Below are 25,074 nucleotides of genomic sequence, written 5' to 3'. Positions count from 1 at the left end.
TGGGGGCGAGATTTGAATATGACTTCATTATTTAAATACCTCTTACCTGCGCTGCTGCTTTCCGCACTGTTCTCCTTCCGCCAGCAAGACGATTCACCGCTTGAAGGGCGCGCCGGCATTGCATACTATCATTTCTCGCATGTGCGCGACACCATACGCCCCTCACGCATCTGGGAAGAAGATTTCCAGCTGGCGTTCGGGCCGGAGCAGAGCGTGTACTTCAGCGCCACCAAGCGCCGGCAAGATTCCGCGCACCGCGCGGCCTTCGAGGAAGCCGAGCGCACCAACAGTTCCACGGTGAACATGGGCGCCTGGAGGCCGGTCACCGAAGAATCCATCTACATCAACGGGCAAGCCCTGCTGGTTAACCGGAATTTCCGCCAGGCGAATTACCTCATTAAAGAACCCTTCGAAAAAACCGACTGGCAAATTACTACCGAAACGAAACAAATCCTTGGCCACACCTGCCAGAAAGCCACCGGCACCGTGAAAGGCAGAACCTATACCGCCTGGTTCACGACCGACGTTCCCGCCAGCTTCGGCCCGTGGAAACTGCACGGCCTGCCCGGCCTCATCCTCGAAGCAAACGATAACGCCAACCGCATCCGCTTCACCTGCACCCGTATCGAAACGGACGCCGCGCTGCCTGCCGGGGTTTCGCTCGAACCGCCGGCAGACGCCACCAGTACCACCAACACCGCTTTTCTCCGGATGGAAGCCGCCTACCGCGAAGGGCTCTCGGCCAATGCCGGAAGCACCGACGATATTCGGGTCGAAAGCGCAACGGTGAACGGCCAGCAGCTGAACGCGCCCAATAACAAGCCCCGGTTCAATTATCCCCTCGAGCTCCCATTAACCAAATAAAAATACCGGATTGCGCACGAAACCGCTGTTGCTGATATTGCCCCTGCTTTCCTTAGTCCTGCAAACCCTGGCGCAAAACGCCTCCCCGGTGAACGGCATGGTGAAAGACAGTACCGGCCGGCCAATCGCGGCAGCTTCCGTGACGATCGTCAACGCATCCGGCGCCGGCGTCCATTTTACGAAAACGGATGCCAACGGCGCCTTCGACTGTAAAATCCCTTCCCCGGGCGACGGACTGTCGCTCAAGGTGACCGCCCTGGGCTTCCGGCCTTTCATCCAAACCATTTCCAGCGGCAGGTCTCCGTTCCTCGTTACCCTTTCCCCGCTACCTACCGCGCTGGCGGAGGTTACCGTAAAATCAAAAACCGGCATCCAGGCTTCCGGCGATACGCTGAATTATCGGGTAGCCGCTTTCAAAGACAAGAACGACCGGGTGATCGGCGACCTGATCGCCCGGCTGCCCGGGATCGAAGTGGACGAAAAGGGCACGATCAGCTACAACGGCAAACGCATTTCGAATGTCTATATCGACGGAGAAAACCTCCTCAACGGGCGCTACGGCATCGCTACGAACAACGTACCGGTAGATGCGGTGGAGCAGGTGCAGGTGCTGGAACGCGATCAACCGGTGAAAGTCCTGAGCGGATACGTTCCGGCAGACAATGTTTCCCTCAACCTCCGCCTGTCTGCCAAAGCCCGCGCCACTACGATCAATACCGGCGAAGCGGGCGCCGGGAACGACGTTTACCTCCTTTCCTTCAGCAACCTGATCCTGCAGCAACGCGTCAAGAGCATTAACTATGTGAAATCCAACAACGCGGGCAGTAACCTGCAGCGGGAAACCGCCGACCTCGGGGTTTCTTCCGCCAACGGCGCCACGCCGCCCCCGCAACCCCACGCCTATCTTTCCATGACGGGCGACAACCTGCCTGCCGTAGACGAGAATTATTATCTCCGCAACACCGATCACGCCGTCAACGCCAACGCATTGTTCAAGCTCCCGGCAGAATGGGCGCTCCGCCTGAACCTTTCCGCCCTCGACCTGAAGCGCAGATACCAGTTTTCGCAGTCGGTACAGTATTTTCTGCCGCAGGGAGACACCATCGGCTACCACGAATCCCAGTTCAACACAGACCGCCACCGCGAATGGCAGGTGCAGGCGCAATTCGAGAAAAACAGTACCGGCGCTTTCGTGAAATCTTCCACCCAATTGAAAATCCCCAGCGCCACCGAACGGGGAGACGCCTGGCAGAACGGCCAGTTCATGCAGCAGCGCCTGCCCTTCCGCCAGCAAGGCGCGGGCAACGAAACGCAGATCGTGAAAGCACTCGGCGGCAAGCATTTGCTGCAATACAATTCGGTGTTGCAATACGATCATGTGGAAGAAAATCTGTACATCCTCCCGGGGCTTCATGAAAACCTGGTTAACGACAGCGTCGACTTTCTGCAACTCGGCCAACGCGTGCGGACGGAGCAGGTTTACGTGCATCAGTACACCGCGTTCAGGATCAGGCGGGGGCGAATGGTGTGGTCGTTTTCCGCGGGGGGCAATTATGAAAGGAACCATCTCCGCTCCGGCCTCCAGGTGACGGACAGCGCCGGGAAGCTCACCAGCGCGGGAGACCGGTTCTCCAACAACGTCACCTTCGAAAACCTGGGATTATTCGCCAGCGCCAACGCCACCTGGATGCTGCCGCGGGGCGTGATCGTTGCGGAAGCGAAGCCGGCAATGCATTTCATCGGGTATGGCTTGCAGGGAGAAAGCGGGGCCCGCAGGCAGGAGTACTTCCTGTTGAACCCCACGCTCGAATTCAGAAAGAACCTGGGCAGATATGGTGAATTGCAGATCCGGTACGGCGGACAAACCTCGTTCGGGCACGTCAACGATATTTATCCCGGGACTATCCTCGTCAATTACCGGCAATTCAACGCCAACGCGGCACCGCTTCCCAAAACGGGTGTCCATTCCGCGATGGGCCGATTCTCTTTCCGCAAGCCCATCCAGATGATGTTTTGGCAGATCACGGTTTCGGCGGAACAGACCCGGCAGAATTTCCTGCAGGCTTACACGGTAGATAGCGGCATCACACGCATCACGGCCATGAATTACGACAACCGTCAATCGAAGTATTCCGCCGGCGGGAATTATTCGAAATACATCTTCGCCTTGTCGCTTCAGTTGTCGGCCGCCGCTAAGGGCAGCCTGCAAACCGGGAACATGTGGTATAACGGCGACATATCGCCCTTCCACTCCCATCAATTCAGTTTGAGCATGGCCCTGCAAAAGAAACTGCCTTTCGGCGCGAAGATCTCGGTGTCTGGGGAAGCGGGCAAACAGGAGTACCGGCTGCAGCCACGAAAAGGCTTTGCAGCGCCCAATATCACGGAATCGGTGAAGGCGAAGGCGGAATGGCAGCAACAGCTGACCGGGAGGCTTTCCATCACGCCGGCGTATCAATTTACCTCTTACCACCCGTCCGGACAATCCGGTATCCGCCAGCATTTCCTCGATGTGCAGGCGCGATTCGCCGTTCTGAAATGGAAAAGCACGTTCGAGTTGAGCGGGATTAATTTACTGGGGCAGGAAAAATACCGGCAGATCGTGACCACGGCCAACCAGTTATCCATCCTGGAAATGCCGTTGCGCGGCAGAACGTTGATGGTGAAGTATTTTTTTGGGTTCTGATCCCTTATTCCCCCAAACTTTTTACCGGGTTCACGAGCGCCGCGCGAACGGATTGGAGCCCTACGGTTACGAGGGCCACTACCAGGATCGAGCTTCCGGCGAGTGTGTAAATCCACCAGGGCATTTGTGCCCGCACCGCGAAATCCTGCAGCCAGCGGTGCCCCAGCCAGGCAGCCAGGGGCAAACCTGCCAGCATGGCCATAGCCGCGAGTTTTACATAATCTTTCGCGAAGAGGCGCACGATTTCGGCGGCACTAGCGCCAAGTACCTTGCGGATCCCGATCTCCCGCGTGCGCCGCGCGATGCTATGCGCCGTGAGGCCCAGTAAACCCAGACAGGTGATAAAAACGGTGAATGCGGTGAAAACGCCCACGATCGACCCGAAACGTTGGTCTGCACGGAATTGCTGGTCGTATTGCTGATCGAGGAAAAAGTAATCGAATGCCCGCCCGGGTTGATGCGCGCGCCAGATTTTCTCCACCGCTGCGATGGTTCCGGCGGCTTTATCCGTCTGCAACCGCACGGAAATATATTGCGAGAACTGCGCATGGCTGGAAATGATCATGGGAACGGCGGCGTCTTTCACCGATCGCTGCGCGAAATTCTTCAGTACGCCCACCACCTGCGTTCCTCCGAGATAGGATATTCTCCCGCCGATCGCTTTTTCCGCAGATGCGAAACCCAATACCCGAACGGCTTCTTCGTTGAGCAAAACGTCGCGGTCACTACCGCCGGTTTCATAAAAATTCCTTCCCGCGATCACCTCGATGCCCATCAGCGGCACGAAATACGGATCTACCGGGTAGTTGTAAAAGTTGTAGCCGTTCTGGGGCGCGCCTTCGCGGTGGACGTTATTGGTGGTATTGACATCGTTCACGTCCGAGCCGGGCAGCGAATAGGAGCGCGCCACTTCCTTGACGCCGGGCAATTGGAGCAGGGATTCCCGCATGGCCAGCTGGCGGCTCTGGCGGAGGGAGTCGACCGTACCGTCGGGCAGATCTTTGACCACAAGTACCTGTTCCAGCTTCACGCCTTTATCCTGTTCCCGCATGAAGCGCAACTGGCGATGGATGATCAGGATAAAAGAAATAACGACCACCGCTACCGTAAACTGCGCCACCACCAATACTTTCCGCAAAGCGCCGCCCTTCACGCCGCCCCGCCCCGTCGTTCTCGCCAACACCGAAACCGGCTTTACGGCAGACATCATGAAAGCGGGCTGCAAACCGGAAAGGAGGCAGTTGACGGCGAACAGTATGCCGCAAAGCCACCAGAAACCCGGCGCGCCGATGACCGACAGGTGCATGGGCTTATCGACCAGTTGAAGATATACCGGTGTTAATACCACGATCATGACCAACGCCAGCAGGAACGCCGCGAGGTTGATGATCATGGATTCCAGGAGGAACTGGCGGATGAGCGCGCCCCGCGAGGCGCCCATTACTTTCCGTATGCCGGCTTCCTTCCAGCGTTCCGACGCGCGGGCGGTAGAAAGGTTGACGTAGTTGATGGCGCCTATCAGCAGGATCAGGATGCCGATGACCAGCATGAAATTCACGGTATCGATGCTGCCCGGCGGTTCGGGCTCGTAGCTGCGGGTGGAATGGAGGTGGATGTCGCGGATCGGGGCGGCAACGAGGACTTCGCTGCGCAGCCGCTCTTTCGACAGGCGGTACAACTTTTGGTTGAAACCCTCCAGCGAAGCGCCTTTCTCCAGTTCCACATATGTGTAGTTATTATTATTGTTCCACTGGTCCAGCGCAGGATCGGTTTTGGTGACGCGCTGGAAAGGCAGGAGCATATCGAATTTGAGGTGGGTATTTTCGGGGATGTCTTTAAATACCCCGGTGATGGTGAGCGGTTGCCGGGCGATGGTGATCACCTGGCCCAGGGCGTCTTTCCCGCCGAAAAGCTGCGCCGCGGTAGATGCACTGATCACGGCCTCGTTCGGCCCCGTCAGCGCGCGTGCCTTCACGCCCTGAACGAATTCGATGTCGAACATGGAAAAATACTGCGAATCCGCCGCAAACACCCTTTTCACGATATGCCCTTCGCTGCCCACGCCCACTTCGGTATTACCGACATGCTCCACGCGCACATAACTTTTCACTTCAGGAAAATCGCGCAGGAGCCGGGGGCCCAGCACGGGGTACGTTTCGCAATCCGTCACCACGAACTCCCCTCCGTTGTACATATCGAGCGTTATGCGGTAAATTCCGTCGGCTTTCGAATGCACGTTTTCATAGCTATATTCCAGCCTTACGTAATGAAGGATAAACAGGAATACGGTAACGGCCAGTGCGAGCCCGGCGATGTTGAGACTGCTATAGGATTTATCTTTCCAGAGGTTCCTGCAGGCGATCCTGATCTGGTTATACTGCATATGCGGGGGATTTCTGGGGAACCAGGGCCGCAGGAATCAGGCCAGACGATAACGAATTGATTTTCAATACGATTATTTCACCTAACCGTCCGAATGTGGACAGCGGGCGTCCGGGTATGGGCAATCAAAAAGGGCAACCCGGTGGATTGCCCTTTGGTGTAAGCCTGGATATTGAAATACCGGGGTCGCCGGCTTTGGGGTCTGGCTCGGATCACCTCATGTCTAATGGAAATTACCCGTTGAAGCAACCGTTGGAATCCAGGTGCTGGGATACGTAAGTAATAGCACAATCGTACATAGACAGCCAGGTGGAATTGTTCGGGCCGGATACGTACACGATGATGTGGTTACCGCAGAGGTCCTGCGTCAGGATCTGGCGCTGGATGCGGAACTGGCCCACTTCCTGTTTTTTCGTGCTCACCACGATGTCGTTGTTATTGGCGGTTTTTACCGTTACTTTTCCGGTAGCCGGTTTCGCGGTTTTAGCATCGGCTGCAAATGCGCCTGCGCCCAGTGCGAGGCAGAAAGTAGCGAGAAATAAACGTTTCATTCTTTTTGATTTAATTGTTAACAAATGTGTATTCGGAATAGAGGATGACCGGATTGCTGCGGGTGGAAATGCTTTCCGGCAGTAAAAATCGGGATTAACGACCGCCGAATCGGCGCGCTTGTATATTCGTGATCGCCGGATTGATATTCGTACCGATTCCGGGGAAATTCGCGGGAAGGGACGGGAAACGCAGCGCCATGAAATTATCCTGTAGGTGGATTATGGCTGAAAATGAAATTTTTGGAATGACAGCGAAAGAAATAAATATTCTACTTACTTTTGATGTGTACTCAACCTAAATGCGAGCATCTTTATGAAAAACAGTATCCTCAGCACACAACCGCTCAGTACCGACCTTGCCGCGCTTTTATTGCGCCTTATCGTTGGTGGACTTTTCATCTATCACGGCTACGGCAAGCTGGCTAACTACGAAACCATGCTGCAGATGTTTACCGACATCATCGGCATCGGTGTGAAACCCACAGTGATCCTGGTGATCTTCGCGGAGTTTTTCTGCGGGATCTTCGTGGTGCTCGGGCTCTTTACCCGCCTGTCGATCATCCCGATCTTCATCACCATGATCGTTGCATTTTTCATCGCGCACGCCAAAGATCCTTTCCAGACCAAGGAACTGGCTTTCGCCTACCTGCTCCTGAGCGTTGTGATTTTCGTGCTCGGAAGCGGGCGCTTCTCGCTGGACGCCGCTTTCCGGAAAAAATAATGCCCGGTTTCCCGGTAACGAAAAGAGCGGCCGATGTGCCGCTCTTTTCTTTTTATGAAAAGTGAAATGAACGAAGACGCGCTCCGGTTGCCCCCTATTCTTTCCCCGCCGACACTTCTCCCACCACGTTATACACCACTTTACTGATGACCAGTTTATCTGGCGCCGGCGTCACCACCAGGTATCCAAATACGGGCGCGCTGCTGTTCAGCGTGAATTTAACCGGTATATAAGCCGTTTCATTGAATTTGACGGCAGATTCGTAATAGGTATAATTGCCGGTGCTTACGGGATTGGTGGTGGAGAACAAAAAGCCCGTAGGCGTTTCGGGGATGAAGATGGCGCCCGTTACCTGCGTTCCCATATCCGATTTTTTGATGTAGGAAGTGGAGTTGACGTATTTGTGGGAAAACGTCCCCGCGCCGTTTTGCAGGGCTAACAGGCAATTCCGGTATTCCGTGGAACCGGAAACGGCGAACATATTCTTGACGAACAGGTTGCAGGCGGAACCGTTGACCGTCATGGTTACGGTTTTCTCCTGTCCTTTTCCGACCTCGGCGTTCAGCGCCACCACGGTAGGTTTTGTGGCGATGAGCCCTTCGATCTGCGATTCCTCCGAACAGGAAACGGTAAATAAGGCAACGAATGCGGATAATATAAGGTAAGATTTCATGGTGCAAGTGTTTTCGGTTAAGCGCAAAATCAGTTCAGTCGGCCCTGGCGGATGATCTTCACCGCGAAATAGTTCACATCCTTCCTTTCGAGGGTGGAAGGGTAATGCAATTCTCCGGGGATGAACGTTTTGGGCGTATAGGTAAAGTCGAGCAGGATGGCGCTGTAAACATTGACCTGGAGGTTCATGCTTAAAACCGGCTTCACGGCGCTTGTGAAAAACGACGGCTTTTCATAGAAAGCCCCCGGCCGGAGGTACGTTTCTTTCCCCTGCCCTTTATCGATCCACCGCAGCATAAACCCGCCGCCATACCGCAACTTGCTGAACGACATATTCCCTTCCCGCACATCGTCTGTAGCCGTATTGTTCTGCGCATCGGCATCGTACTTGAACGTGCCGCTGTAGCGCATCCAGCCGCCTTCGCCGAAGACGCTGAATTTCGCGTGGGGCTTCACCGCCAGCTGCAGTACCGCGGCCCCTCCGTAACTGAAATACCCGCCGCTCACGCCAGATACCAGCGCGCTCATGCCCAGGTTCATTTCCGGTTTCAGGTAAATCGATACAGGTTTATTGTTCAGCACGCCCAACGAGAAGCCCGTGTGGAACGTCAGCAGATTGCGCTCCTCGATCCAGGATTTCGCGGCGGCAAATTCGCCGGTGCCGTTGCTCAGGATCGGCGAATGCTCGTACCCCAATCCCAACAGGAATTTCCCGGCAAAGCCCTTTCCACTGTACCCATCCTTCAGGAAGGCCATGGCGCCGGCGGCAGCGGTGGCCATGCTGCCATAAGCGATATTCTCGTCCTTGTCCCGGATGTTCGCCTGCTCCACCCGCACTTCGCGGTCGGCCGTCTTCTTCGCCTCCAAAGCCGCGTTGTAGCTGTTGGCGGCCCTTGCGCGGTCGTTGGCGTCTGTGGTGCTGTTCTGGGCAGCCTGGTAATAACTCATCGCGGCGGGGTAATTCCGGTTATTCATCGCCGCGTCGCCCTTCTGCATTTTATCGTCGAATGCGGCCTTTTCCGAGGCCATCTTCCGTTCCTGTTCTTCCTGTTTGCGCTGCTCTTCGGCCAGGCGCTGTTCTTCCGCTTTCTGTTTTTGTTCTTCGTTGAAGCGTGCGTGTTGCGCATTGGCGTTGTTCTGCCAGTCTTGGGTTTTCTTGATGGATTCATGGAGCTGTTTGAGCCCGTCGCGCGCCCGTATCAGGACGTTGATATATCCTTCTTCGGTGATTTTCGTATCCTTCCGGGCATATTCGATGTCCTGGAGATAATGTTTTTTCCTGGGGTTGTCGTCCGGGATCTTGACGGCGTAGCCATTGATCTCCAGCATCAAATCCCTTTCAGACTCGCCGGGATTCTTCGTGCCATCGTCGTCGCAGGATAGGCTTCTGCCCGTTTGCGCGTTCTTCACTTCGGTAATGCGGATGCTTTCGATGATGCGGCCGCTCATTTTATGGACGAACTCCTGCTGCTCGCCGGGCCGGAGGGTGTGCACGTCGCCGAAATGCATCTTGCCGTTTTTGTCGTACAACCCGAACACAAAAGTTACCGGCACTTTAAAATTCGATTTGACCTGGAAGTACATATGGACCTGGTAATTCCAGTCGTACCCTTCCAATGTTTTATTCCGGTATTGGAGATTGGCGCAAGCGGTGTTACGCCACTCGTTCCAGTCGGGTTTCGGGGCGGGTTGGGTGGTGGACGTGGGATTGTTCGTTTTGGGCCTCGACCTGCTGCCGGAAGCGATGGTATAGAGCGTTTTTTCCTGTCCGCCCCTGAACATGGCCTGCGACCGGGCTTCCCGCAGCGCGGACTCGTCAGAATCGAAGCCGGCGGCAGCGCCAAAGACCCTTTTCCCCTGGTCGTTCTGCCCGCCCACGATGGCAAAATAACCGGGGCCGTTGTTGGTGAGCATCAACACCGGGAATTTCCCGCCCCGCTCTTTACAATGCTGATAGGCGTTATTGTCGCGCGGGGGATTTTCCAGTCCGACGCTCCATCCGATTTCATTGGTTTCGGAGCAATGGTAAACGCTGAGTTGACCGAACGAGGCGGTGGCTTGCAATACAAGTGCAACGAGCAGTAGGCGACTTTTCATGGTAAGGTGCATTCTTGCTGACAAAGCTACCGGCTTCGGAAAAACGAAAAAATACCTACCGCTAGTTATTTTATATCAAACCCAACCTTCTCCGATGGCTTTGGTAACCAGCTCGAGCGGCGTGTTGACTTCCGCTTTCCGCAGGATGTTTTTCCGGTGAACGTTGACGGTGTTGAGGCTGATGCAAAGCTCATCTGCGAGCATTTTGCTGGATTTTCCTTCCACGATCCCTTTGAGAATGACCCTTTCCTGTTTGGTGAACCGGTCAAACGACTTGGTGAACACCTGCGCGTCCTGGATATTGTAGTAAGAGGGTTCGCCATCGAGGCCGATGAGGGAGAAGCAGGGCTTGCCTTCGGGCTTGATGTGGGAGATGTCTGTTTCCAGGCAAAGCGTGCGGTAGAAATTCTGTTCGTCGAAATCGATTTGAACGGCCTGGTGCAGCAGGCGGACGTACCGCCCGTCTTTGGCCTTGATCCGGAAATCGTACTGCACCTTGTAGCAGTGGATTTTTTCGAACGGAAGGCCTTTGAAGAATTCGACGACTTTGTGCTCGAAATTGAGGAAATAGGGCTTATCGTCCGGGTGGATGCAATCCATCAGGAACGAAATCGACATTTCTTCAGGTGCGTACCCCAACATGGTGGTAACGGCGGGGCTCATGAGGTCTGTTTCCCCCGTATACATATTAAAAACAAAATGGAAGTAGTTCCCGGCCTGGAACACGTTGAGGAGTTTTTTATGGATTTCGATCTGCTGGTGCAATGTGGCGGGATCGGCGTCGGTCTCTATGTCTACGACCGTTTTCCAGAACTTTTTGGCCGTCAGGTAATACTTGGAAGGCGTGTTTTTCATACAAAACTGCTTGCGTACGGGGATATGATTTGCTCTTTGTTAAATAAATCGGCTCTTACTGATTTTGGCCCGGTAAATCCGGCGTGCATTTTAATTGCGGACGTTTGTTCACATGTCAGAATATACGATAGTTAGGAATGCGAAATTGCTATGGACTCGTTAATGTACGATTTTTCGGGATTTCCGCAATTGGTAAGGGGTGACGGAGTGCATAAAAAAAGGCAGCATCCGCTGTTGAGGCGAGATACTGCCGGAATATGATTGCTGCGCAGCGGCTGTGGCTCACAGCGCCTGGCGGGGAATTACTGTGCCGAGGGAACGAGCACGATCTTGAACTTGATCGGGCCGGTGGGCCGGGAACCCGCTCCGCCGTTAGCGCCCTGGACGGAAATGGTCAGGAAGCCGGGAGAGTAAAAGAACGTGTAGCTGAAACCGTCATACACCTGCGGCAAGGCTTCGTAATTGACGTTGTCGAACATTGCTGCCACCACTACCCCGTCGTTGTCGAAAGACACATTGTCGATTTCGGGCATTTTTATGACCGCCGTATACGTGCCGTCTGCCTGGTTGAGGGTCCAATCCGCAACTACAACCGTATGCACCACGGTGAAATTGGGTACCGTTTCATTCGTAATATATTCCTTTTTGCAAGCCGAAGTGGTGAAAAGCACAATGCCTAACAGGAGGAACAGGAGGGGCAATTTCTTCATATGGGTTGTTTTAATGAGAAGAAGCAAAAGGTGTACCGAATCCGGGAAATCCGCCGCTGAAAACATAACAAGGAAACATGAAGATGGTTTTACGCCTGCCGGGCCGTTTGGATTTTTGCCGAAAAAGGATGTAAACTGCCCAATCCAAACAACAATAAAACAAATTATATGATATTAATTATCAATTAATTATGTCAAGTCAAGCTGCTTTGAAATGGAAAGATTGACACTTGGTTGGATGCCGGCGCCGTCTTTGGAACCGGATTGCGGCCCGATCGGCCTGGAGGCTGCTGTCTTTCGGCATGTTCTTATCCACGTCCAGCTTATCTTTCAACTGATTGTGATAATTATTCAGGAAGGCATCCTTGTCGAAATTGGTCCGGCAAACGTTGTGGTAATTAAATGAATGGTTGAGGTAATCCTGATGCATGAACATCACGTTGAGCGGGATTTTCGCGATGGCCACCGAACCATTGCTCTCGAGGGGTATTGAGGAAATGATAGCCACTTGTAAAAAAGGCAACGACCAGGGAAGTCACTTCCTCCCGAATCGTTGCCTGTTGTATATTTTTCCGCATCTTCCAGTTAGGGAAGATGAAGTGTGTCAAATCAATGTGCGGGTTGACCTACAGCTTGCGCGGGTTTGCGTTTCACCCAGAACCAGAGCAATGCGAAGAGCACGATCAACACCCCGGGGAAGATGATCATGAGTTTCATGGTTTCCTGTCCGGCGGCGAGCTCCAGCTCAGCTCCCGTCAAACCGTTCGCTGCGGCTTTTACGCGGCTTTCATCGATCCAGCGGCCGATCACGGGGTTCCACATGGAAGTGGAGAACATCCCCATCGCACCTACGATAGACATGCCCAGGGCGCCGCTTTTCGGAATTTTTTCGGCAACGAACCCGATCATGTTGGGCCAGAAATAACATACGCCGATCGCGAAGAAAATGGCGGCTACATAAGCCATTCCGCCGGTTTGTGTGCTGAACAGGTAAATGCCGATGGTGGCGAATACCGCCGATCCCAGCAACACGCCGGTCTGGTCGAATTTCCCGACGATGCTTCCGCCGAAATATCTCCCTACGGCCATCAAACCCGTTACCAGCGCCAATATTACCATGGGCTCGGCGCCGCTTGCGGCCATGATGATGCCGGTCCACTGTTGCGGCCCGAATTCACTGATGGCGGTGAGCGTCATGCAAAGGGCGATGAATATGAAAAGCGGTGTGGCCATCGCCTTCAGGTTTTCTACAACGGAAACGCTTTCCTGGTGCTGTGGTTTCGGGAATTCCTGTTTGTAGAACAGGAAAGCGTACACCAGCGTCGGCAACAGGATGATCCATATTTGTGCTTCCCAGCCGAGTTTGAGGTGCGTCATGCCCAGGCTCACGAGGCTGCCGATGACGATTCCGCCGGGGAACCACATGTGGAAACGGTTTAGCAGCGTGTTCATCTGCTTGCCGGAATAACTGTCGGCGATCATGGGGTTACAGGCCGCTTCCGTGCAACCGTTCCCCAAACCCAGTAGCAGCGTGGAAATCAACAGGCCCGTATATCCCCCGGAATAAATCGTCAGGAGAATGCCCAGCGTATGCGCGAAAAATGCGAAGGTCATGATCCGCTTCGGCCCGATCTGGTAATAAAACAGCCCGCCGATCACCATGGAAATCGGGAAACCCAGGAACCACATGGAATTGATGAATCCCAGTTGCGTGGCGCTCAGCTGGAAAGTTTCAGCCAGCTGCGGAAGAATGCCCGCCCTGATGCTGAACGAAAATGCAGTTGTGATCAGTGCAAAACAACTGCCATAAAACAATCTCAGTTTGTTGTTCATGACGTAGAATTTTAGATTTGGCCCAACGCCTAATTACTTCATAGGGTGTTCTTTCAGTAATTGATCCGTTGAATATAAATCTTTTTTATTTTCTGTGGCCTTTCTAATTTTCTTTACTTTTTCAGGGGAAATGGCGGCACCGTTGTTCCCGAACGAATTCCGGACATACGTCAACACCGCTGCCACCTCTTCATCATTTAACAAACCGCCGAAAGGCGTCATGGGTACCTGGCCGGGGTATTTTTTCCCGTTCACTTCGATGGGTCCCACCAACCCCTTGAGCACCAGTTTGATCAGCCGCTCGTCGTTCCCGTTCACCCAGGCATTCCCGGATAACGGCGGGAATCCCGCGGCCAGCAGGCCCTTCCCGTCTGCCTGGTGGCAGGTTTTACAATATCCTTCCTTATTATAGATGAGCTTACCCTGGTTGAACAACGCGAGCTCAGGCCCTTGCAGGGTGGTTTTCTTTTTCGTTTCGGGTTCAGTTTCCTTTTCCACGTCCACGCCTTTCAAATGCGCCAGTGCGGTTTTATAGGCGTGGACGGTCCATTTGTCCATGGGGTACTTGCCCGCCGCGGCGAGCACCTGCAGCCCGGTTTCCTTCTTCATCCACGAAGCGGCCACGATGGCCGAAAGCCGCACACGGCTGTTTTTGTCCCGGGCAGCCACCAGTAGCTGCGCGGCCTGGTCGGGCACTTCCGGCCCGGCGTACCGCAATACCTGTACGGCCGCGGCACGAACGTGGTAATCCTTCGCTTTCAGGACCTGTTTCAACAGCTGCGGGTCTGCTTTCCCCGTGCCCTGGCTCACCCAAAGCGCCTCCAGCAAATGGTGCTCCCTCCGCGCATCGGCGGTATCCAGCTGGGCGGCCCAGGTTTTGACTTTCGCCATCACCTCTTTGGCGTCCCTCCCCCTCAGTTCCCTGCGGGTCCGGTAACGGGTACGGTATTCGGGCAGTTTCAGGTTCTCCAGCAGCTCGTCGATCCCCGCACCGGCGATGTTCGCCGGCTTCACCAGCGAACGGGCAGGATAGGTAACGCGATAGATCCTGCCGTGGGTATGGTCGCGCAGGGGGTCGCGGGCATTGTGCTGCATGTGGCCGATGAGGACGTTGTGCCAATCCACCACGTACAGGGAGCCATCGGGCGCAAACTCCAGGTCTACCGGCCGGAAGTTCGGATCGTCGCTGCGCAGCAAGTCCATGTGAAAATGGCTTTTGTATCCGGTACCGGCGTCTTCCATGGTATGCTGCTTGATACCCAGGAACCCGATGGTATTGTTGATCAGCAGATCGCCCTGCACATCGTCGGGGAAATGCCGGCTGGAAACGAACTCGATGCCGGAAGTGGGCCGCACCAGGTGTTTCGGTTCCACCAGCTGTTCGGATTTGTGCGTTGCCCGGCCATATCGCGGCATCACCATTCCCGGGAGCATCCAGCGCACGTCGGGCGAAGAAGTTTCGGCGAAGAAAGGCTGGCCCCAGTCGTCGAACGTAATGCCCCAGGGATTGGGAATGTCCAGCTGCGCGGTACGCTCCAGTTTCATGCGCCGCGGATCGAACCGGTAAAAACCGCCGTTGGTGGCGTAAACCGGGCCGTACGACGTTTCGATATTGGAACGGAGGAATACGCCTTCGCCCGAAAAAATTGCCCCGGAACCGTCTGCCGTAAAGGCATGATTGCTGTGATGCGAATCATGATCGTCGAACCCGCTCAGCAGGATTTCCTTTTGGTCCGCCTTTCCATCGCCATCCGTGTCTTTGAGCAGCACCAGGTCGATCCCCTGCGAAACATACACGCCTTCCGGCGCTATTTCAAATCCCAGCGGCAAATGCAGGCCCTCCGCGAACACCGTTTGTTTATCGGCCTTTCCGTCCTGGTCGGTATCTTCCAGGATGATGATCTTATCGTTGGGCTTCGGATCGCCAGGCCTGTATTGCGGATACGTGGGCATGGTAGCCACCCATAAACGGCCTTTATTGTCGAACGAAAGCTGTACGGGCTTGGCGAGGTAACTGAATTCCGACTCCGATGCAAAAAGCTCCGCTTTGTAGCCCGGTGGCAGTTTCAGGCTGTGTTCCGCCTCCTGTCCGTACAGATATTTCAGGTTTCCGTTTTTGCGGTTTTCGGTGTAGTTGGTCTGAATGTCGGGCAGCACGGTGGTATTTTTATCCGCCGCCGCCAGGTCCATGATCTCTCCTTTCGATGCGGCCAGCCAGATCGCGGTGTCGCGGATGTCGGTCAGCTCGCGGACCTTCCTGATTTCCGCTGGAAAGTTATCGGGCCCGTAAGGCTTGTACCTCCGGCCGTACACATGCACGCTGTTCGGGACTTTATAATCGTACAGCCACATCCAGTTTTTTTCCAGCACCGCGTCGTTCACCAGTTTCCGGTCGGTTTGCGCCTGCGTCATCCCTTCCCCGAAAATCTGATCGGCGAGCAACACGCTGAGTTTCCGGTAACCGGCTTCGTTCAGCTGGGAGCCGTCGATCGTCAATGGCGCGGCGGATTCGTTGTACCATTTCATGGAGGGATTGAACGCATCCACGAAAAGGACTTTATGCTGCGCGGCCACCTCTTTCATGGCGTTGGCGTATAATTGCAGGTTGCGGTTTTCTTTGCGGCCGTCGGGCAGATCGCGGGTGTCCGACAGATTTTCGAAAGCGATCGGGGACACGACGACGAGCTGCGGGGCGGAGGTGCCGTTGTATTTTTGCTGGAGCGTCCATTTGATGAAGGCGCCCAGTTCGGCTTTGAAGTTGGGCAGACCGGCCTCTCCGGCGAAAGATTCGTTGTAGCCGAAGAACGCGATGATCACGTCGGTTTTGAGCCGGGTGAGCCATTCATCGGGCGTTTCAAAAAATCCCTCCGCGGGATCGTTTTCGTCCAGCATCAGTTTGGCGGGATCGGTTTTGCTTCTGATGAGATTGGCGCGCTCCACCGAAAACTTTTCCGCGCCGGGGAAAGCCCAGGGCGTGGTGCGGCCCGCGTGCGGCCGGAACCCCGGCGTTTCTCCGGGGTCGCACATATTGCGGATAAAAAGTTGATACGTTGGAAAGCGCACCTGGAGCTCGGTTTCCAGGTTATCGTAATGGATCATCCTCGACCCCAGGTTATTGCCGATCATGGCGATGCGCGCGCCTTTGACGAGCGTCAGCGGCGGCGGGTCTTTGGCCCTGAAGGCGTTCAATAGCAGTATTGCCGGCGCAACTGCAAATATCAGCAGCCCGCCAAACGTGGTTAATCTCATGATCTCCGGTAATTTATTCTAATTAGCTACACGGTAAGGAACGTTGATATCGATCTTGCCTTTCCATTTCTTCGGTACCTTGAGTCCAAGCTCGTAATGAACCGCATTGATCAGCAGCCGCTGGAAAGCTTCCACCCTGAAATCTTCGGGATGACCGAGCGTGGTCATGAATACTTTTCCGCCGAAGGAGTTGGTGCCGGTCCAGGCCACGGGATTTTCCACTGCCGGCCTTTCCGGGTTTACCGCTTTGCCCGTCAGCAGCCACGTCGAGCCTTTGATGGGGTAATCGGGCACTACGTGATAAAGCCAGGAGCGCACGTGCCAGTCTTTCGCAACGCCCGTCAGTATAGGGTTTGCGGCTTGCGCAGGGATCACGCTCACGTCGGTGCTGCTGCTGTGGCCATAGTGCGTATGTTTGGCTTTACCGCCCCAGCCCGGAGGCGCGTTCAGGGCAAATTCGCCGAATGCGTTCCATTTTTCGCTGGCGTGGCCGGCAGGGAAATTAAATGCGTGGGTGGTAGTACGGAAGCCCATCACCGGTTTCCCGGATTTCAGGTAGGCCTCGATATGTGCCAGCTGATCGGCAGGCAACCTGCGCCAGCGGAGGTAAAAAACGGCCAGGTCCGCATCCTTCAAGGCTTCCAGCCCGGGGATGTTTTCTTCGCTGTTATGGTCAGGGGAAGATTTGAGCACGATCGTCCGCATGCCGTAATTCTTTTCCAGCTCCGCTGCCAGGATCGGCAGGGTCGCTTCGCCACTGTATTCATGGTCTCCGCACACGAAAACGACCAGCGGCTTTTTCGCCTTTTGAGGAGACTGGGTACAGAACAAACCTCCTAGTGTCAATAATAAACCGAAACAAAAAGTATTCATTTTAACAGGGATTTGTGATGATCATACAAACGAGTTTCTATTGAAAACGCTTTCCTGCTCCGGCTCGCGGCCGGTCAGCAATGCTACCACATTGTTGATGGTGTAAACGCACATTTTCCGGTACGTAGTGGCGGTGAGGCTGGCGGAATGCGGCGTCACGAGCGCACGGGGGTGCTGCACCAGCGACAGGCTCTGTACCGGCGGCTCGTCGGGCAGTACATCCGCGGCAAAACCCGCGATGGTACCTTCGTTGAGCGCATCCAGCAATGCTGCGTGATCGATCAGTGCGCCTCTTGCCGTATTGATGAGCAGCGATCCTGGTTTCATCATCGCCAGCTCCGCTTTCCCGATCAGATTTTCCATGCCTTTCGCCAATGGAAGATGCAGGCTGACGATATCGGATCGTTGCAGTACTTCCTGCATCGGCAAATATTTATAAGGCAGTTCCTGTTCCGAACGGCTCCAGTACACCACGTTCAACCCGAACGCTTCGGCCAGGCGCGCCACGCGTTTGCCGATGTTGCCCATGCCGAGGATGCCCAGGGTTTTGCCGCCCAGCTCATCGCCGGCGTATTGGTTGCGCCAGTTCCAGTCTTCCTTTTTCACATGGTCGATGGAAGCAAAAAGATCGCGCATCCCCATCAGCATGAGGCCCAGCGTATGTTCTGCGATGGTGCCGGCGTTGCTGCCCGGTGCATTCACCACCCTGATCTTCCTTGCCGAAGCGGCCGCCACGTCCACATTGTCGAGCCCCACGCCGCAGCGTGCCACCACTTCGAGTTGAGGGCACGCGGCCATAAGCGCGTCATCGACTTTCATTTTTCCCCGCGTGATCACGGCATGGATTTCGGTGGATGCCAGCACCGATTCCTGGCTGGCGGCATCATAGCCGGTAAAAACATGCACGTGTTCCTTGAGCACGGCCAAAGCCTCGTCGGCAATGGTTTCCAGCAGCATTACGTTTTTCTTCATGGCTTGTTATGGTATAATGTGGCGTCGTCTGAGCGGTCTCCGCGGAAGTCGTTCCGGCCGGAAACATATAATCCTTCTTCGTAAAATTCATCTTCCAGGATACGCGGATCGATCGGTGCACCGGGGGCGGACGACAGTTCCACCAGGTTGCCCGCCGGGTCTCTCACGAACATCTGCATGGCGCCATCGGGCAGTTTGCGCACCTTGCCCCAAGGGGCAACGTCGATCACGCCGAGCTCCTTCATGCGGAAAAATATCGTATTGAAATCGTCTACCTGCACGCAGATGTGGCCGCGGAAAGAAGTGCGGTCGTCCCATTCCGAGAGATGCAATTGCTGTTCGGCGTTGAACCGGAAAAACATCACCGGGTAATCGAACCGGAAGGCGGGCAGCGGCTCGAGGCCGAGCTCGTTCTTATAGAATTCGCCTGCTTTTTCCAGGTTGTCCACTATTAATGTTACGTGGTTGATTTTAATCGCTTTAGCCATAATTACTTTTTTTAAACACCTTGTTTAAATTCCCTGACAAAATCCCAATCCGGCGTCATTCCCAATCCGGGAGCTGTGGGCGCGGCGATGGAGCCGTTGGTTACCGTAATTTTTTCTTTCACGAGGTCGTACATCATCGGGTTGCCGCCCAGCGAAAATTCGATGATGGTGGCGGATGGGGAGGCAAATGCCACCGTAAGCCCGGCCATAAAGGAGAACGCGGACCCCCAGCAATGCGGGGCCATTTCCACCTGGTGCGCACAGGCAAGATGCCCTGCCCGCATGGCTTCCGATATGCCGCCGATGATGGCCGCATCCGGCTGGATTACGTCCACCGCCCGGAGCTGTAAAAGTTCGTGTATGTCGAAACTGGTGAATTCGCTTTCGCCGGCCGCGATAGGGATGCAGGTGGCCGCCCTTACTTCTGCGGTGCCGGGCTTGTTGTCCGGGCTGATCGGTTCTTCGAACCAATAGATATTACTGTCTTCCACGCCGCGGCAAAACTGTTTGGCTTCCGGCACGCTGAATGTGCCGTGTGCGTCCACCATCAATTTTACGTCCGGCTTGAGTACCGCCCTTGCGGCTTTTACCCGGTCGATGCTTTTCTGCACGCTATCGTCCATCACCCCCACCCGCATTTTCACTCCTCTGAAGCCCTTATCCACATAGCCTTTTACCTGTGCGCCGATGTTATTGACGTCCGCCCAGCCGCCGCTTGCGTAGGCGGGCATATGGTCGCGGCAGGCGCCGCCGAGGAGGTCGAGCACGGGCACGTTGAGGATCTTACCTTTCAGGTCCCACAGGGCCGTATCGATCCCGCTCATGGCGGAGATGGTGAGGCCGCGCCGGCCGAGGATGGGGAACTTCCGGCCTCTCGACAGGGCATAATGATCGCGGGTGCCGTTGTACATTTCTTCCCACAGGCGGGTGATGTTGCTGACAGACTTACCTACCAGCAAGGGTTTCAGTTCGTTTTCGATACAGTTGACGATGGATGCGCATACGCCGGACGAGCCCACGGCGGCTTTCGCTTCGCCGAAGCCCTGCAGCCCGCTGTCTGTCGTAATTACGACCAAAGTCATATCAAAATTCGTCAGCAAGCCATAATCCGAGGCATGCTGTTTTTCTTTCGGGATGGGGCAGCGTAACCAAAACGCTTCTACGTTCGAGATTTTCATTTACTGAAGTTGACCGCTTTTAGATAAGTTTAGATAAGGTATTATAGGATTCACGGGTGAGCATGGAATAGAATTCCTCCGTAACGGAAGAGCTGCCATGGTCTACCAGGAATTTTTCCTGTTCGGGCGAAAGGTTTTCCGGCGCTTCGTCGATCGAGCCGGGATAAGGATTGGCTGGCGTCCGGTCGAGCGGGGCGCAGAATTCTACGGACAGCACTTTGTCGTAGCCGACTTCGCGAAGGGTGCCCACGATCTTTTGCCAGTCGAGATTCCCCATTCCCGGGGCCATCCGGTTATTGTCGGCCACATGGAAACCGGCCAGTTTGCTGCCGGCCCTGCGGATGGCGGCAAACATATCCGTTTCTTCGATGTTCATGTGGAAGGTGTCGAGACACACGCCGCAATTGGGCCCAACGGCAGCGGCGAGCGCCAGCGCCTGGTCGGCCCGGTTGATGAAATACGTTTCGAACCGGTTGATGGGCTCTATCCCCAGCACGATCCCGGCGGCTTCACTGTAGGCGTAGATTTCCTTCATGGCGTCTACGGCCCATTGCCATTCTTCCTCCGGGCGGCCGTCGGGCACGAGTTTTCCAACGGTACCGGGGACCACGGAAACCATATGTCCGTCCAGTTCCTTCACCATTTTCACGACATCTTTTACGTATTGAACGGATGCGGCGCGCTGCGCTTCGTTCCGGGCGAGCAGGTTCCGCTCTCCCAACATGAGGGTAACGGATCCCCAGCATTTGACGCCGTACTCCTTCAAAGTTTTCCGTACTTCAGCGGTGTCGTATTGTTCCGGGCTTCCGGCAATTTCGAACCGGGTGTACCCTTGTGCGGCAATTCTCCGTATCGTGGTAGTGACTGTCTCGGAGCGCATCCAATTGTGTATCGCGAGTTCCATATCGGGCTGTATATAAAGTGAAATTGATGATCAGGTCGGTATGCAAGGTAGACTTCCTCTCGTGAAGCTGATGTTACAAACTTATTCAGGTTACCGTTGAAATAAAAGTACACCATTTGCCGATTTTCAATACTATATTTACCTAAATCCGATTTCCAGCCGCCGGAAAACAATTATTGTACTAAAATTGGCCGCATGAAAGTTTCTTACCGACATATTTCCACTTCGGAGGATGCCAGTTTTGCCATCAAGGAATTCTGCCAGCCGCACTTCACCAACACTTTCCATTTCCACCGGGGATATGAAGTGACGCTGATCGTGAAAAGCGCGGGACAGGTATACGTGGGCAATAAAGTGGTGAATTATGATGAGGGGGAGATATTTATGTTCGGGCCGGGACTGGTGCATTGTTTTTCCAACGACAACCTTTCCGTCGGGAAAAACGAAAACGTGCATGCGGTGGTGGTGCAGTTTGAAGCGGATTTCATGGGGAAGGATTTTTTCGAGACGCTCGAACTGAGGAATATCAAGCAGCTCCTGCAGCGGTCTGCCTACGGCATCAAGTTCGGCAACAATCATGCTTCCCTCCACCAGCTATTTTTCCAGTTCCAGCCCAACCAGCAGATGAAAAACCTCATCGTGCTATTGCAGATCCTGGAAGAATTATGCCAGTTCAATAAGGAAGACGGGTCCATCATTACCGACGACAGCCGCAAGATCCAATACAAGGAAAGCGACGCGGAGAAACTGTCGTCTATTTTCAACTATGTGCTCGAGAATTACCATCATGATGTCGACATCCGGACGGCGGCATCGCTCGCCTGTATGAACGAAGCGGCGTTTTGCCGTTTTTTCAAACGGAACACGCATAAAACATTTTCACAATTCGTCAATGAAATCAGGATCAGTCACGCCACGCGGCTGCTGATCGGGAAAGACGACAATATCACCGACATCTGTTATGCCTGCGGGTTCGATAACGTATCCTATTTCAACCGGCAGTTCAAGATCCACCAGGGTATTACGCCGCGGGAGTACCGGAAGGTGTTCGTTGTCAGCAATGCCGGGACGCCGCTGTTGCGGGTGGTGGATTAAAAAACACCAAGGCGCAAGCGGGTGCCTGCCCTTTGGTGTTGGTTGCATTAATACTTCCTGTCTTTCCGGTGTTTGGAAACCTGTTTGGCGATCTTCCCGAACTGCTTGCCCATCCGCCGTTTATCCGCTTCGCTCGCCTGGAAATGGTTTTGTTCGCGCAGCAGCTTCTGGTAGCTGCGATAAACGATCTCCGGCAACTCCCCGTTTTCCACGGCGTTCACGACGGCGCAACCGGGCTCGTGCTGATGGGTGCAATCCCCAAACCGGCATTGGGGCGCGAGTGCGTCGATCATTGGGTGATGAATGCCTTCGTCCCCATCTTCCGAAGTAAGGCCAAATTCACGCATTCCCGGCACGTCGATGATCATGCTTCCGTTGGGAAGCTGCACGAGCTGCCGGGTGGTGGTGGTATGTTTTCCTTTGCTGTTGGCCGAGCTCGTGGTGCCGGTTTGCTGCAGATCGTAGCCCAGCAAACTGTTGAGCAGTGTGCTTTTCCCGACGCCCGACGAGCCCAGGAGAATATAAGTGTGCCCGGGCAGCAGGTGATGGTTTGTCCAGGTCCTTTGTTGCGCGTTGTCCAGCGCGCTGGTAAGGATAACCGGACAATCATATCCCAGTTCGCCTACTTGCCGCCGGTAATTTTCCGGATCGGGTACCAGGTCTGTTTTGTTGAGGACCACAACCGGCCGGATATTGCATTGCGCGATCTGCTGGAGGTATCGTTGCAGGCGCATGAGGTTGAAATCCCGGTCGAGCCCCTGAACGATCAGCGCTGCATCGATGTTTGCGGCGAGTACTTGCCGGGCGCTTTGGGTACCGGGCATTTTCCGGCTGAGCTCGTTGATACGGGGCAGGATGTCGATAATGATACCTTCTTCGTCGTAGCGTTTTACGAGTACCCAGTCGCCCGTTTTGGGGAGGGATTCGGGTTCGCGGCTATTGATGAGGCTCCCGGCGAGCAGGGCATTTAGGTTGCCTTCGGCGGTGACGAGGAGGTGTTTGAAACCCTGGATCGACAGTACTCTGGCTGCTTCGAGGTTTTGATGTGGGTTTGTTTCGGAATGGTGCATGAAATGCGCATTCCATCCGTACGACTGTAATGTCGACATGATAACATAATTCTTGCCTTGCGGACGCGCGAAAGCGCCGCAGAGCGGTTACAATAAATCATTTCAAGACGTCAAACGCAGGTAAAAGGGGGTGCTTTTGGGGCCTGCGTCAGGCTGCAATGATCTGCAAGCGATTATATGTGGAGATGCGTGTCATAAAGTGCGAAGGTACGGATTTTTGGGGGATTGGGGTGGGATGGTGGATGGAGGCAGCGATTAAAAAGGCCTTCCGCTGGATAATTGGAATTTAGCTGGACGGTACCTTCTTAATCATTGGCGAGCGGTTCCCGGACCAACAATCGCCGGGTAGTATTCACCAGGGAGCCTGGTTGAAAAGTAAGTGCGTTATCGAAGTTGATTTGATATTCATTTTCGGCGGATTTTTTTTACCGGAAGTATATGGATGTACGGTTGCTTGACTGAGTGGGGACTTTGGCCTCTTACTTCCCGATACAAAACTTCGAAAAAATATAATCCAACCTATCCTCATTCGTCACTTCCCCGGCAATATCCGCCAGGTAATGCAGGCACCGGCGAATGTCCAGCGCGAGGAGATCCCCCGGCAGCCCGTTATCCATTCCTCCCTTTACATCCTTCAACGATGAAAGCACTTCCTGCAGCGCCGAGTAATGGCGAACGTTCGTAATAATGGTATTTTCGGTGTTGATGGCCCCTCCCATTACCCTGTGCACCAGCTGGTCTTTCAGCTCCGTGATCTGGGAATGGTCGCGTGCGGAAATGAAAATGATACCGGGAATGAAACTGAATTTGGCGCGCACTTCTTCGGCCCCCAGCACGTCGGATTTATTGCCGACCAACAGGTACGAAATCCCTTCATGATCGAACTCCTTCACTTGTTCCAGCAAATCATCCACCGTCAGCTCAGACACATCAAACAGGTAAACCACGATGCCCGCTTCGCGCATCTTCTCCAGCGACTTCTGTACCCCGATGCTCTCAATAGCATCGTTGCTCTCCCGGATGCCCGCCGTATCGATGAGCCGGAACAGGATGCCGCCGATGTTGAGCACTTCTTCGATGGTGTCGCGCGTGGTGCCGGCGATGTCGCTTACGATGGCGCGGTTTTCATTGAGCAGCGTGTTGAGCAGGGTGGATTTTCCGGCGTTCGGGCGACCAATGATCGCCGTATTCACACCGTTTTTGATAACGTTGCCCACTTTGAACGAAGCAATAAGCCGCGAAACTTCCGAAATGGATTCGTTTACCAGTTCATACAGGGCGGTGCGGTCTGCGAATTCAACGTCTTCCTGGCTGAAATCGAGCTCAAGCTCTATGAGTGCGGAAAATTTAATGAGTTGCTCACGGAGGGCGAACAGCTCGCGCGAAAAGCCGCCGCGCATTTGCTGGAGCGCCGTTTGATGTGAGGCGGCTGTGTTGCTGGCGATCAGGTCGGCGACGGATTCGGCCTGCGTGAGATCGAGCTTGCCATTGAGGAACGCCCGCTGGGTGAACTCTCCCGGCCGCGCCAGCCGCGCGCCTTCAGCGATACAGGCTTCCACGATCTGCTGCTGGATGAAAGGCGAACCATGACAGGAAATCTCCACCACTTCTTCGCCGGTATAAGATTTCGGCGCGCGGTAAAGCGAAACCACCACCTCGTCCACAAGGCGCCCCTGGAAATGGAGGCCGCCGAAATGGAGGGTGTGGGTGGGTTGCGAAGCCAGGTCTTTCGAGGGGAACAGCCGGTCGGTGATGGCTACGGCCGCTTTGCCGCTCAGCCGGATCACGGCAATGGCGCCAACGCCCGGCGCGGTTGCGATGGCCACGATGGTGTCGTCGTGCCCGCCAAGTTTTCCTATCATGGCCCGAAATTA

19 protein-coding genes are annotated in these 25,074 nt (G+C 54.7%); 4 read left to right on the top strand and 15 right to left on the bottom strand.

Translation table 11 applies throughout. From position 1 onward, the window contains the following. The first annotated feature begins 18 nt into the window (after nucleotides 1-18). Complete coding sequence (locus tag ACQKLP_RS04505) at nucleotides 19-864, top strand: GLPGLI family protein (RefSeq protein ID WP_427320448.1); 846 nt, start codon at nucleotides 19-21, stop codon at nucleotides 862-864. A gap of 10 nt (nucleotides 865-874) precedes the next feature. Continuing rightward, nucleotides 875-3,550: a carboxypeptidase regulatory-like domain-containing protein gene (locus ACQKLP_RS04500; RefSeq protein WP_427320446.1), complete on the top strand. Its 2,676-nt coding sequence runs from the start codon at nucleotides 875-877 to the stop codon at nucleotides 3,548-3,550. A gap of 4 nt (nucleotides 3,551-3,554) precedes the next feature. Here ACQKLP_RS04500 and ACQKLP_RS04495 read toward each other — a convergent pair whose 3' ends face one another. Then, a complete protein-coding gene (locus ACQKLP_RS04495; protein WP_427320444.1) occupies nucleotides 3,555-5,933 on the bottom strand; it encodes an ABC transporter permease in 2,379 nt (792 codons plus the stop codon). A 232-nt stretch (nucleotides 5,934-6,165) separates the two neighbouring features. Continuing rightward, complete coding sequence (locus ACQKLP_RS04490; protein ID WP_427320442.1) at nucleotides 6,166-6,483, bottom strand: hypothetical protein; 318 nt, start codon at nucleotides 6,481-6,483, stop codon at nucleotides 6,166-6,168. Between the two features lie 313 nt (nucleotides 6,484-6,796). Here ACQKLP_RS04490 and ACQKLP_RS04485 point away from each other — a divergent pair, with 313 nt between their 5' ends. Beyond that, entirely contained in the window at nucleotides 6,797-7,204 is a 408-nt protein-coding gene (locus tag ACQKLP_RS04485) for a DoxX family protein (RefSeq protein WP_427320440.1), read from the top strand. A 94-nt stretch (nucleotides 7,205-7,298) separates the two neighbouring features. On the opposite strand, the gene ACQKLP_RS04480 is transcribed toward ACQKLP_RS04485, so the two are convergent. The 11 genes from ACQKLP_RS04480 to ACQKLP_RS04430 all read right to left on the bottom strand — a co-directional run bounded on the left by ACQKLP_RS04480 (nucleotide 7,299) and on the right by ACQKLP_RS04430 (nucleotide 21,035). After that, complete coding sequence (locus tag ACQKLP_RS04480) at nucleotides 7,299-7,877, bottom strand: hypothetical protein (protein ID WP_427320438.1); 579 nt, start codon at nucleotides 7,875-7,877, stop codon at nucleotides 7,299-7,301. 29 nt (nucleotides 7,878-7,906) lie between these two features. Beyond that, nucleotides 7,907-9,973 carry a hypothetical protein gene (locus ACQKLP_RS04475; protein WP_427320437.1) on the bottom strand — a complete coding sequence of 689 codons (2,067 nt, stop codon included), beginning with the start codon at nucleotides 9,971-9,973 and terminating at the stop codon, nucleotides 7,907-7,909. Nucleotides 9,974-10,048: 75 nt separating this feature from the next. After that, on the bottom strand, nucleotides 10,049-10,828 hold the full coding sequence (locus ACQKLP_RS04470) for a LuxR C-terminal-related transcriptional regulator (protein WP_427320435.1): 780 nt from the start codon (nucleotides 10,826-10,828) through the stop codon (nucleotides 10,049-10,051). 302 nt (nucleotides 10,829-11,130) lie between these two features. Next, nucleotides 11,131-11,538: a hypothetical protein gene (locus ACQKLP_RS04465; RefSeq protein WP_427320433.1), complete on the bottom strand. Its 408-nt coding sequence runs from the start codon at nucleotides 11,536-11,538 to the stop codon at nucleotides 11,131-11,133. 609 nt (nucleotides 11,539-12,147) lie between these two features. Then, nucleotides 12,148-13,371, bottom strand: a complete 1,224-nt coding sequence (locus ACQKLP_RS04460) for an MFS transporter (RefSeq protein WP_427320431.1) — start codon at nucleotides 13,369-13,371, stop codon at nucleotides 12,148-12,150. 33 nt (nucleotides 13,372-13,404) lie between these two features. Beyond that, a complete protein-coding gene (locus ACQKLP_RS04455; RefSeq protein ID WP_427320429.1) occupies nucleotides 13,405-16,620 on the bottom strand; it encodes a PVC-type heme-binding CxxCH protein in 3,216 nt (1,071 codons plus the stop codon). 18 nt (nucleotides 16,621-16,638) lie between these two features. Further along, nucleotides 16,639-17,493 (bottom strand): ThuA domain-containing protein, encoded by an 855-nt coding sequence (locus tag ACQKLP_RS04450; protein WP_427320427.1) that lies wholly within the window; start codon nucleotides 17,491-17,493, stop codon nucleotides 16,639-16,641. Nucleotides 17,494-17,514: 21 nt separating this feature from the next. After that, a complete protein-coding gene (locus tag ACQKLP_RS04445; protein ID WP_427320425.1) occupies nucleotides 17,515-18,465 on the bottom strand; it encodes a 2-hydroxyacid dehydrogenase in 951 nt (316 codons plus the stop codon). Next, the gene (locus tag ACQKLP_RS04440) at nucleotides 18,462-18,953 is read right to left on the bottom strand and encodes a VOC family protein (RefSeq protein ID WP_126245025.1); all 492 of its coding nucleotides are present in this window, start codon (nucleotides 18,951-18,953) and stop codon (nucleotides 18,462-18,464) included. The genes ACQKLP_RS04445 and ACQKLP_RS04440 overlap by 4 nt, the downstream gene beginning before the upstream one ends. Before the next feature lie 11 nt (nucleotides 18,954-18,964). Then, nucleotides 18,965-20,131 (bottom strand): mandelate racemase/muconate lactonizing enzyme family protein, encoded by a 1,167-nt coding sequence (locus ACQKLP_RS04435; protein ID WP_427320423.1) that lies wholly within the window; start codon nucleotides 20,129-20,131, stop codon nucleotides 18,965-18,967. Nucleotides 20,132-20,150: 19 nt separating this feature from the next. After that, a complete protein-coding gene (locus ACQKLP_RS04430) occupies nucleotides 20,151-21,035 on the bottom strand; it encodes a sugar phosphate isomerase/epimerase family protein (RefSeq protein WP_427320421.1) in 885 nt (294 codons plus the stop codon). A 195-nt stretch (nucleotides 21,036-21,230) separates the two neighbouring features. Here ACQKLP_RS04430 and ACQKLP_RS04425 point away from each other — a divergent pair, with 195 nt between their 5' ends. Then, nucleotides 21,231-22,130 carry an AraC family transcriptional regulator gene (locus ACQKLP_RS04425; RefSeq protein ID WP_427320419.1) on the top strand — a complete coding sequence of 300 codons (900 nt, stop codon included), beginning with the start codon at nucleotides 21,231-21,233 and terminating at the stop codon, nucleotides 22,128-22,130. Nucleotides 22,131-22,177: 47 nt separating this feature from the next. Here ACQKLP_RS04425 and rsgA read toward each other — a convergent pair whose 3' ends face one another. Then, nucleotides 22,178-23,239: a ribosome small subunit-dependent GTPase A gene (gene rsgA, locus ACQKLP_RS04420; RefSeq protein WP_427320417.1), complete on the bottom strand. Its 1,062-nt coding sequence runs from the start codon at nucleotides 23,237-23,239 to the stop codon at nucleotides 22,178-22,180. Nucleotides 23,240-23,679: 440 nt separating this feature from the next. After that, complete coding sequence (gene mnmE, locus ACQKLP_RS04415; RefSeq protein WP_427320415.1) at nucleotides 23,680-25,062, bottom strand: tRNA uridine-5-carboxymethylaminomethyl(34) synthesis GTPase MnmE; 1,383 nt, start codon at nucleotides 25,060-25,062, stop codon at nucleotides 23,680-23,682. Between the last annotated feature and the right edge of the window lie 12 nt (nucleotides 25,063-25,074).

Origin of the sequence: Chitinophaga sp. NPDC101104 (assembly GCF_050277495.1) — a bacterium.
Classification (GTDB): Bacteria; Bacteroidota; Bacteroidia; order Chitinophagales; family Chitinophagaceae; genus Chitinophaga.
This window is presented reverse-complemented; position numbering and strand designations above follow the sequence as displayed.

Excerpts from the sequence above, each read along its gene's own strand:
- ACQKLP_RS04505 (WP_427320448.1), top strand. The coding sequence starts at position 19 with ATGACTTCATTATTTAAATACCTCTTACCTGCGCTGCTGCTTTCCGCA.
- ACQKLP_RS04495 (WP_427320444.1), bottom strand. The coding sequence starts at position 5,933 with ATGCAGTATAACCAGATCAGGATCGCCTGCAGGAACCTCTGGAAAGAT.
- ACQKLP_RS04490 (WP_427320442.1), bottom strand. The coding sequence starts at position 6,483 with ATGAAACGTTTATTTCTCGCTACTTTCTGCCTCGCACTGGGCGCAGGC.
- ACQKLP_RS04485 (WP_427320440.1), top strand. The coding sequence starts at position 6,797 with ATGAAAAACAGTATCCTCAGCACACAACCGCTCAGTACCGACCTTGCC.
- ACQKLP_RS04480 (WP_427320438.1), bottom strand. The coding sequence starts at position 7,877 with ATGAAATCTTACCTTATATTATCCGCATTCGTTGCCTTATTTACCGTT.
- ACQKLP_RS04475 (WP_427320437.1), bottom strand. The coding sequence starts at position 9,973 with ATGAAAAGTCGCCTACTGCTCGTTGCACTTGTATTGCAAGCCACCGCC.
- ACQKLP_RS04470 (WP_427320435.1), bottom strand. The coding sequence starts at position 10,828 with ATGAAAAACACGCCTTCCAAGTATTACCTGACGGCCAAAAAGTTCTGG.
- ACQKLP_RS04465 (WP_427320433.1), bottom strand. The coding sequence starts at position 11,538 with ATGAAGAAATTGCCCCTCCTGTTCCTCCTGTTAGGCATTGTGCTTTTC.
- ACQKLP_RS04460 (WP_427320431.1), bottom strand. The coding sequence starts at position 13,371 with ATGAACAACAAACTGAGATTGTTTTATGGCAGTTGTTTTGCACTGATC.
- ACQKLP_RS04455 (WP_427320429.1), bottom strand. The coding sequence starts at position 16,620 with ATGAGATTAACCACGTTTGGCGGGCTGCTGATATTTGCAGTTGCGCCG.
- ACQKLP_RS04450 (WP_427320427.1), bottom strand. The coding sequence starts at position 17,493 with ATGAATACTTTTTGTTTCGGTTTATTATTGACACTAGGAGGTTTGTTC.
- ACQKLP_RS04445 (WP_427320425.1), bottom strand. The coding sequence starts at position 18,465 with ATGAAGAAAAACGTAATGCTGCTGGAAACCATTGCCGACGAGGCTTTG.
- ACQKLP_RS04440 (WP_126245025.1), bottom strand. The coding sequence starts at position 18,953 with ATGGCTAAAGCGATTAAAATCAACCACGTAACATTAATAGTGGACAAC.
- ACQKLP_RS04435 (WP_427320423.1), bottom strand. The coding sequence starts at position 20,131 with ATGAAAATCTCGAACGTAGAAGCGTTTTGGTTACGCTGCCCCATCCCG.
- ACQKLP_RS04430 (WP_427320421.1), bottom strand. The coding sequence starts at position 21,035 with ATGGAACTCGCGATACACAATTGGATGCGCTCCGAGACAGTCACTACC.
- ACQKLP_RS04425 (WP_427320419.1), top strand. The coding sequence starts at position 21,231 with ATGAAAGTTTCTTACCGACATATTTCCACTTCGGAGGATGCCAGTTTT.
- rsgA (WP_427320417.1), bottom strand. The coding sequence starts at position 23,239 with ATGTCGACATTACAGTCGTACGGATGGAATGCGCATTTCATGCACCAT.
- mnmE (WP_427320415.1), bottom strand. The coding sequence starts at position 25,062 with ATGATAGGAAAACTTGGCGGGCACGACGACACCATCGTGGCCATCGCA.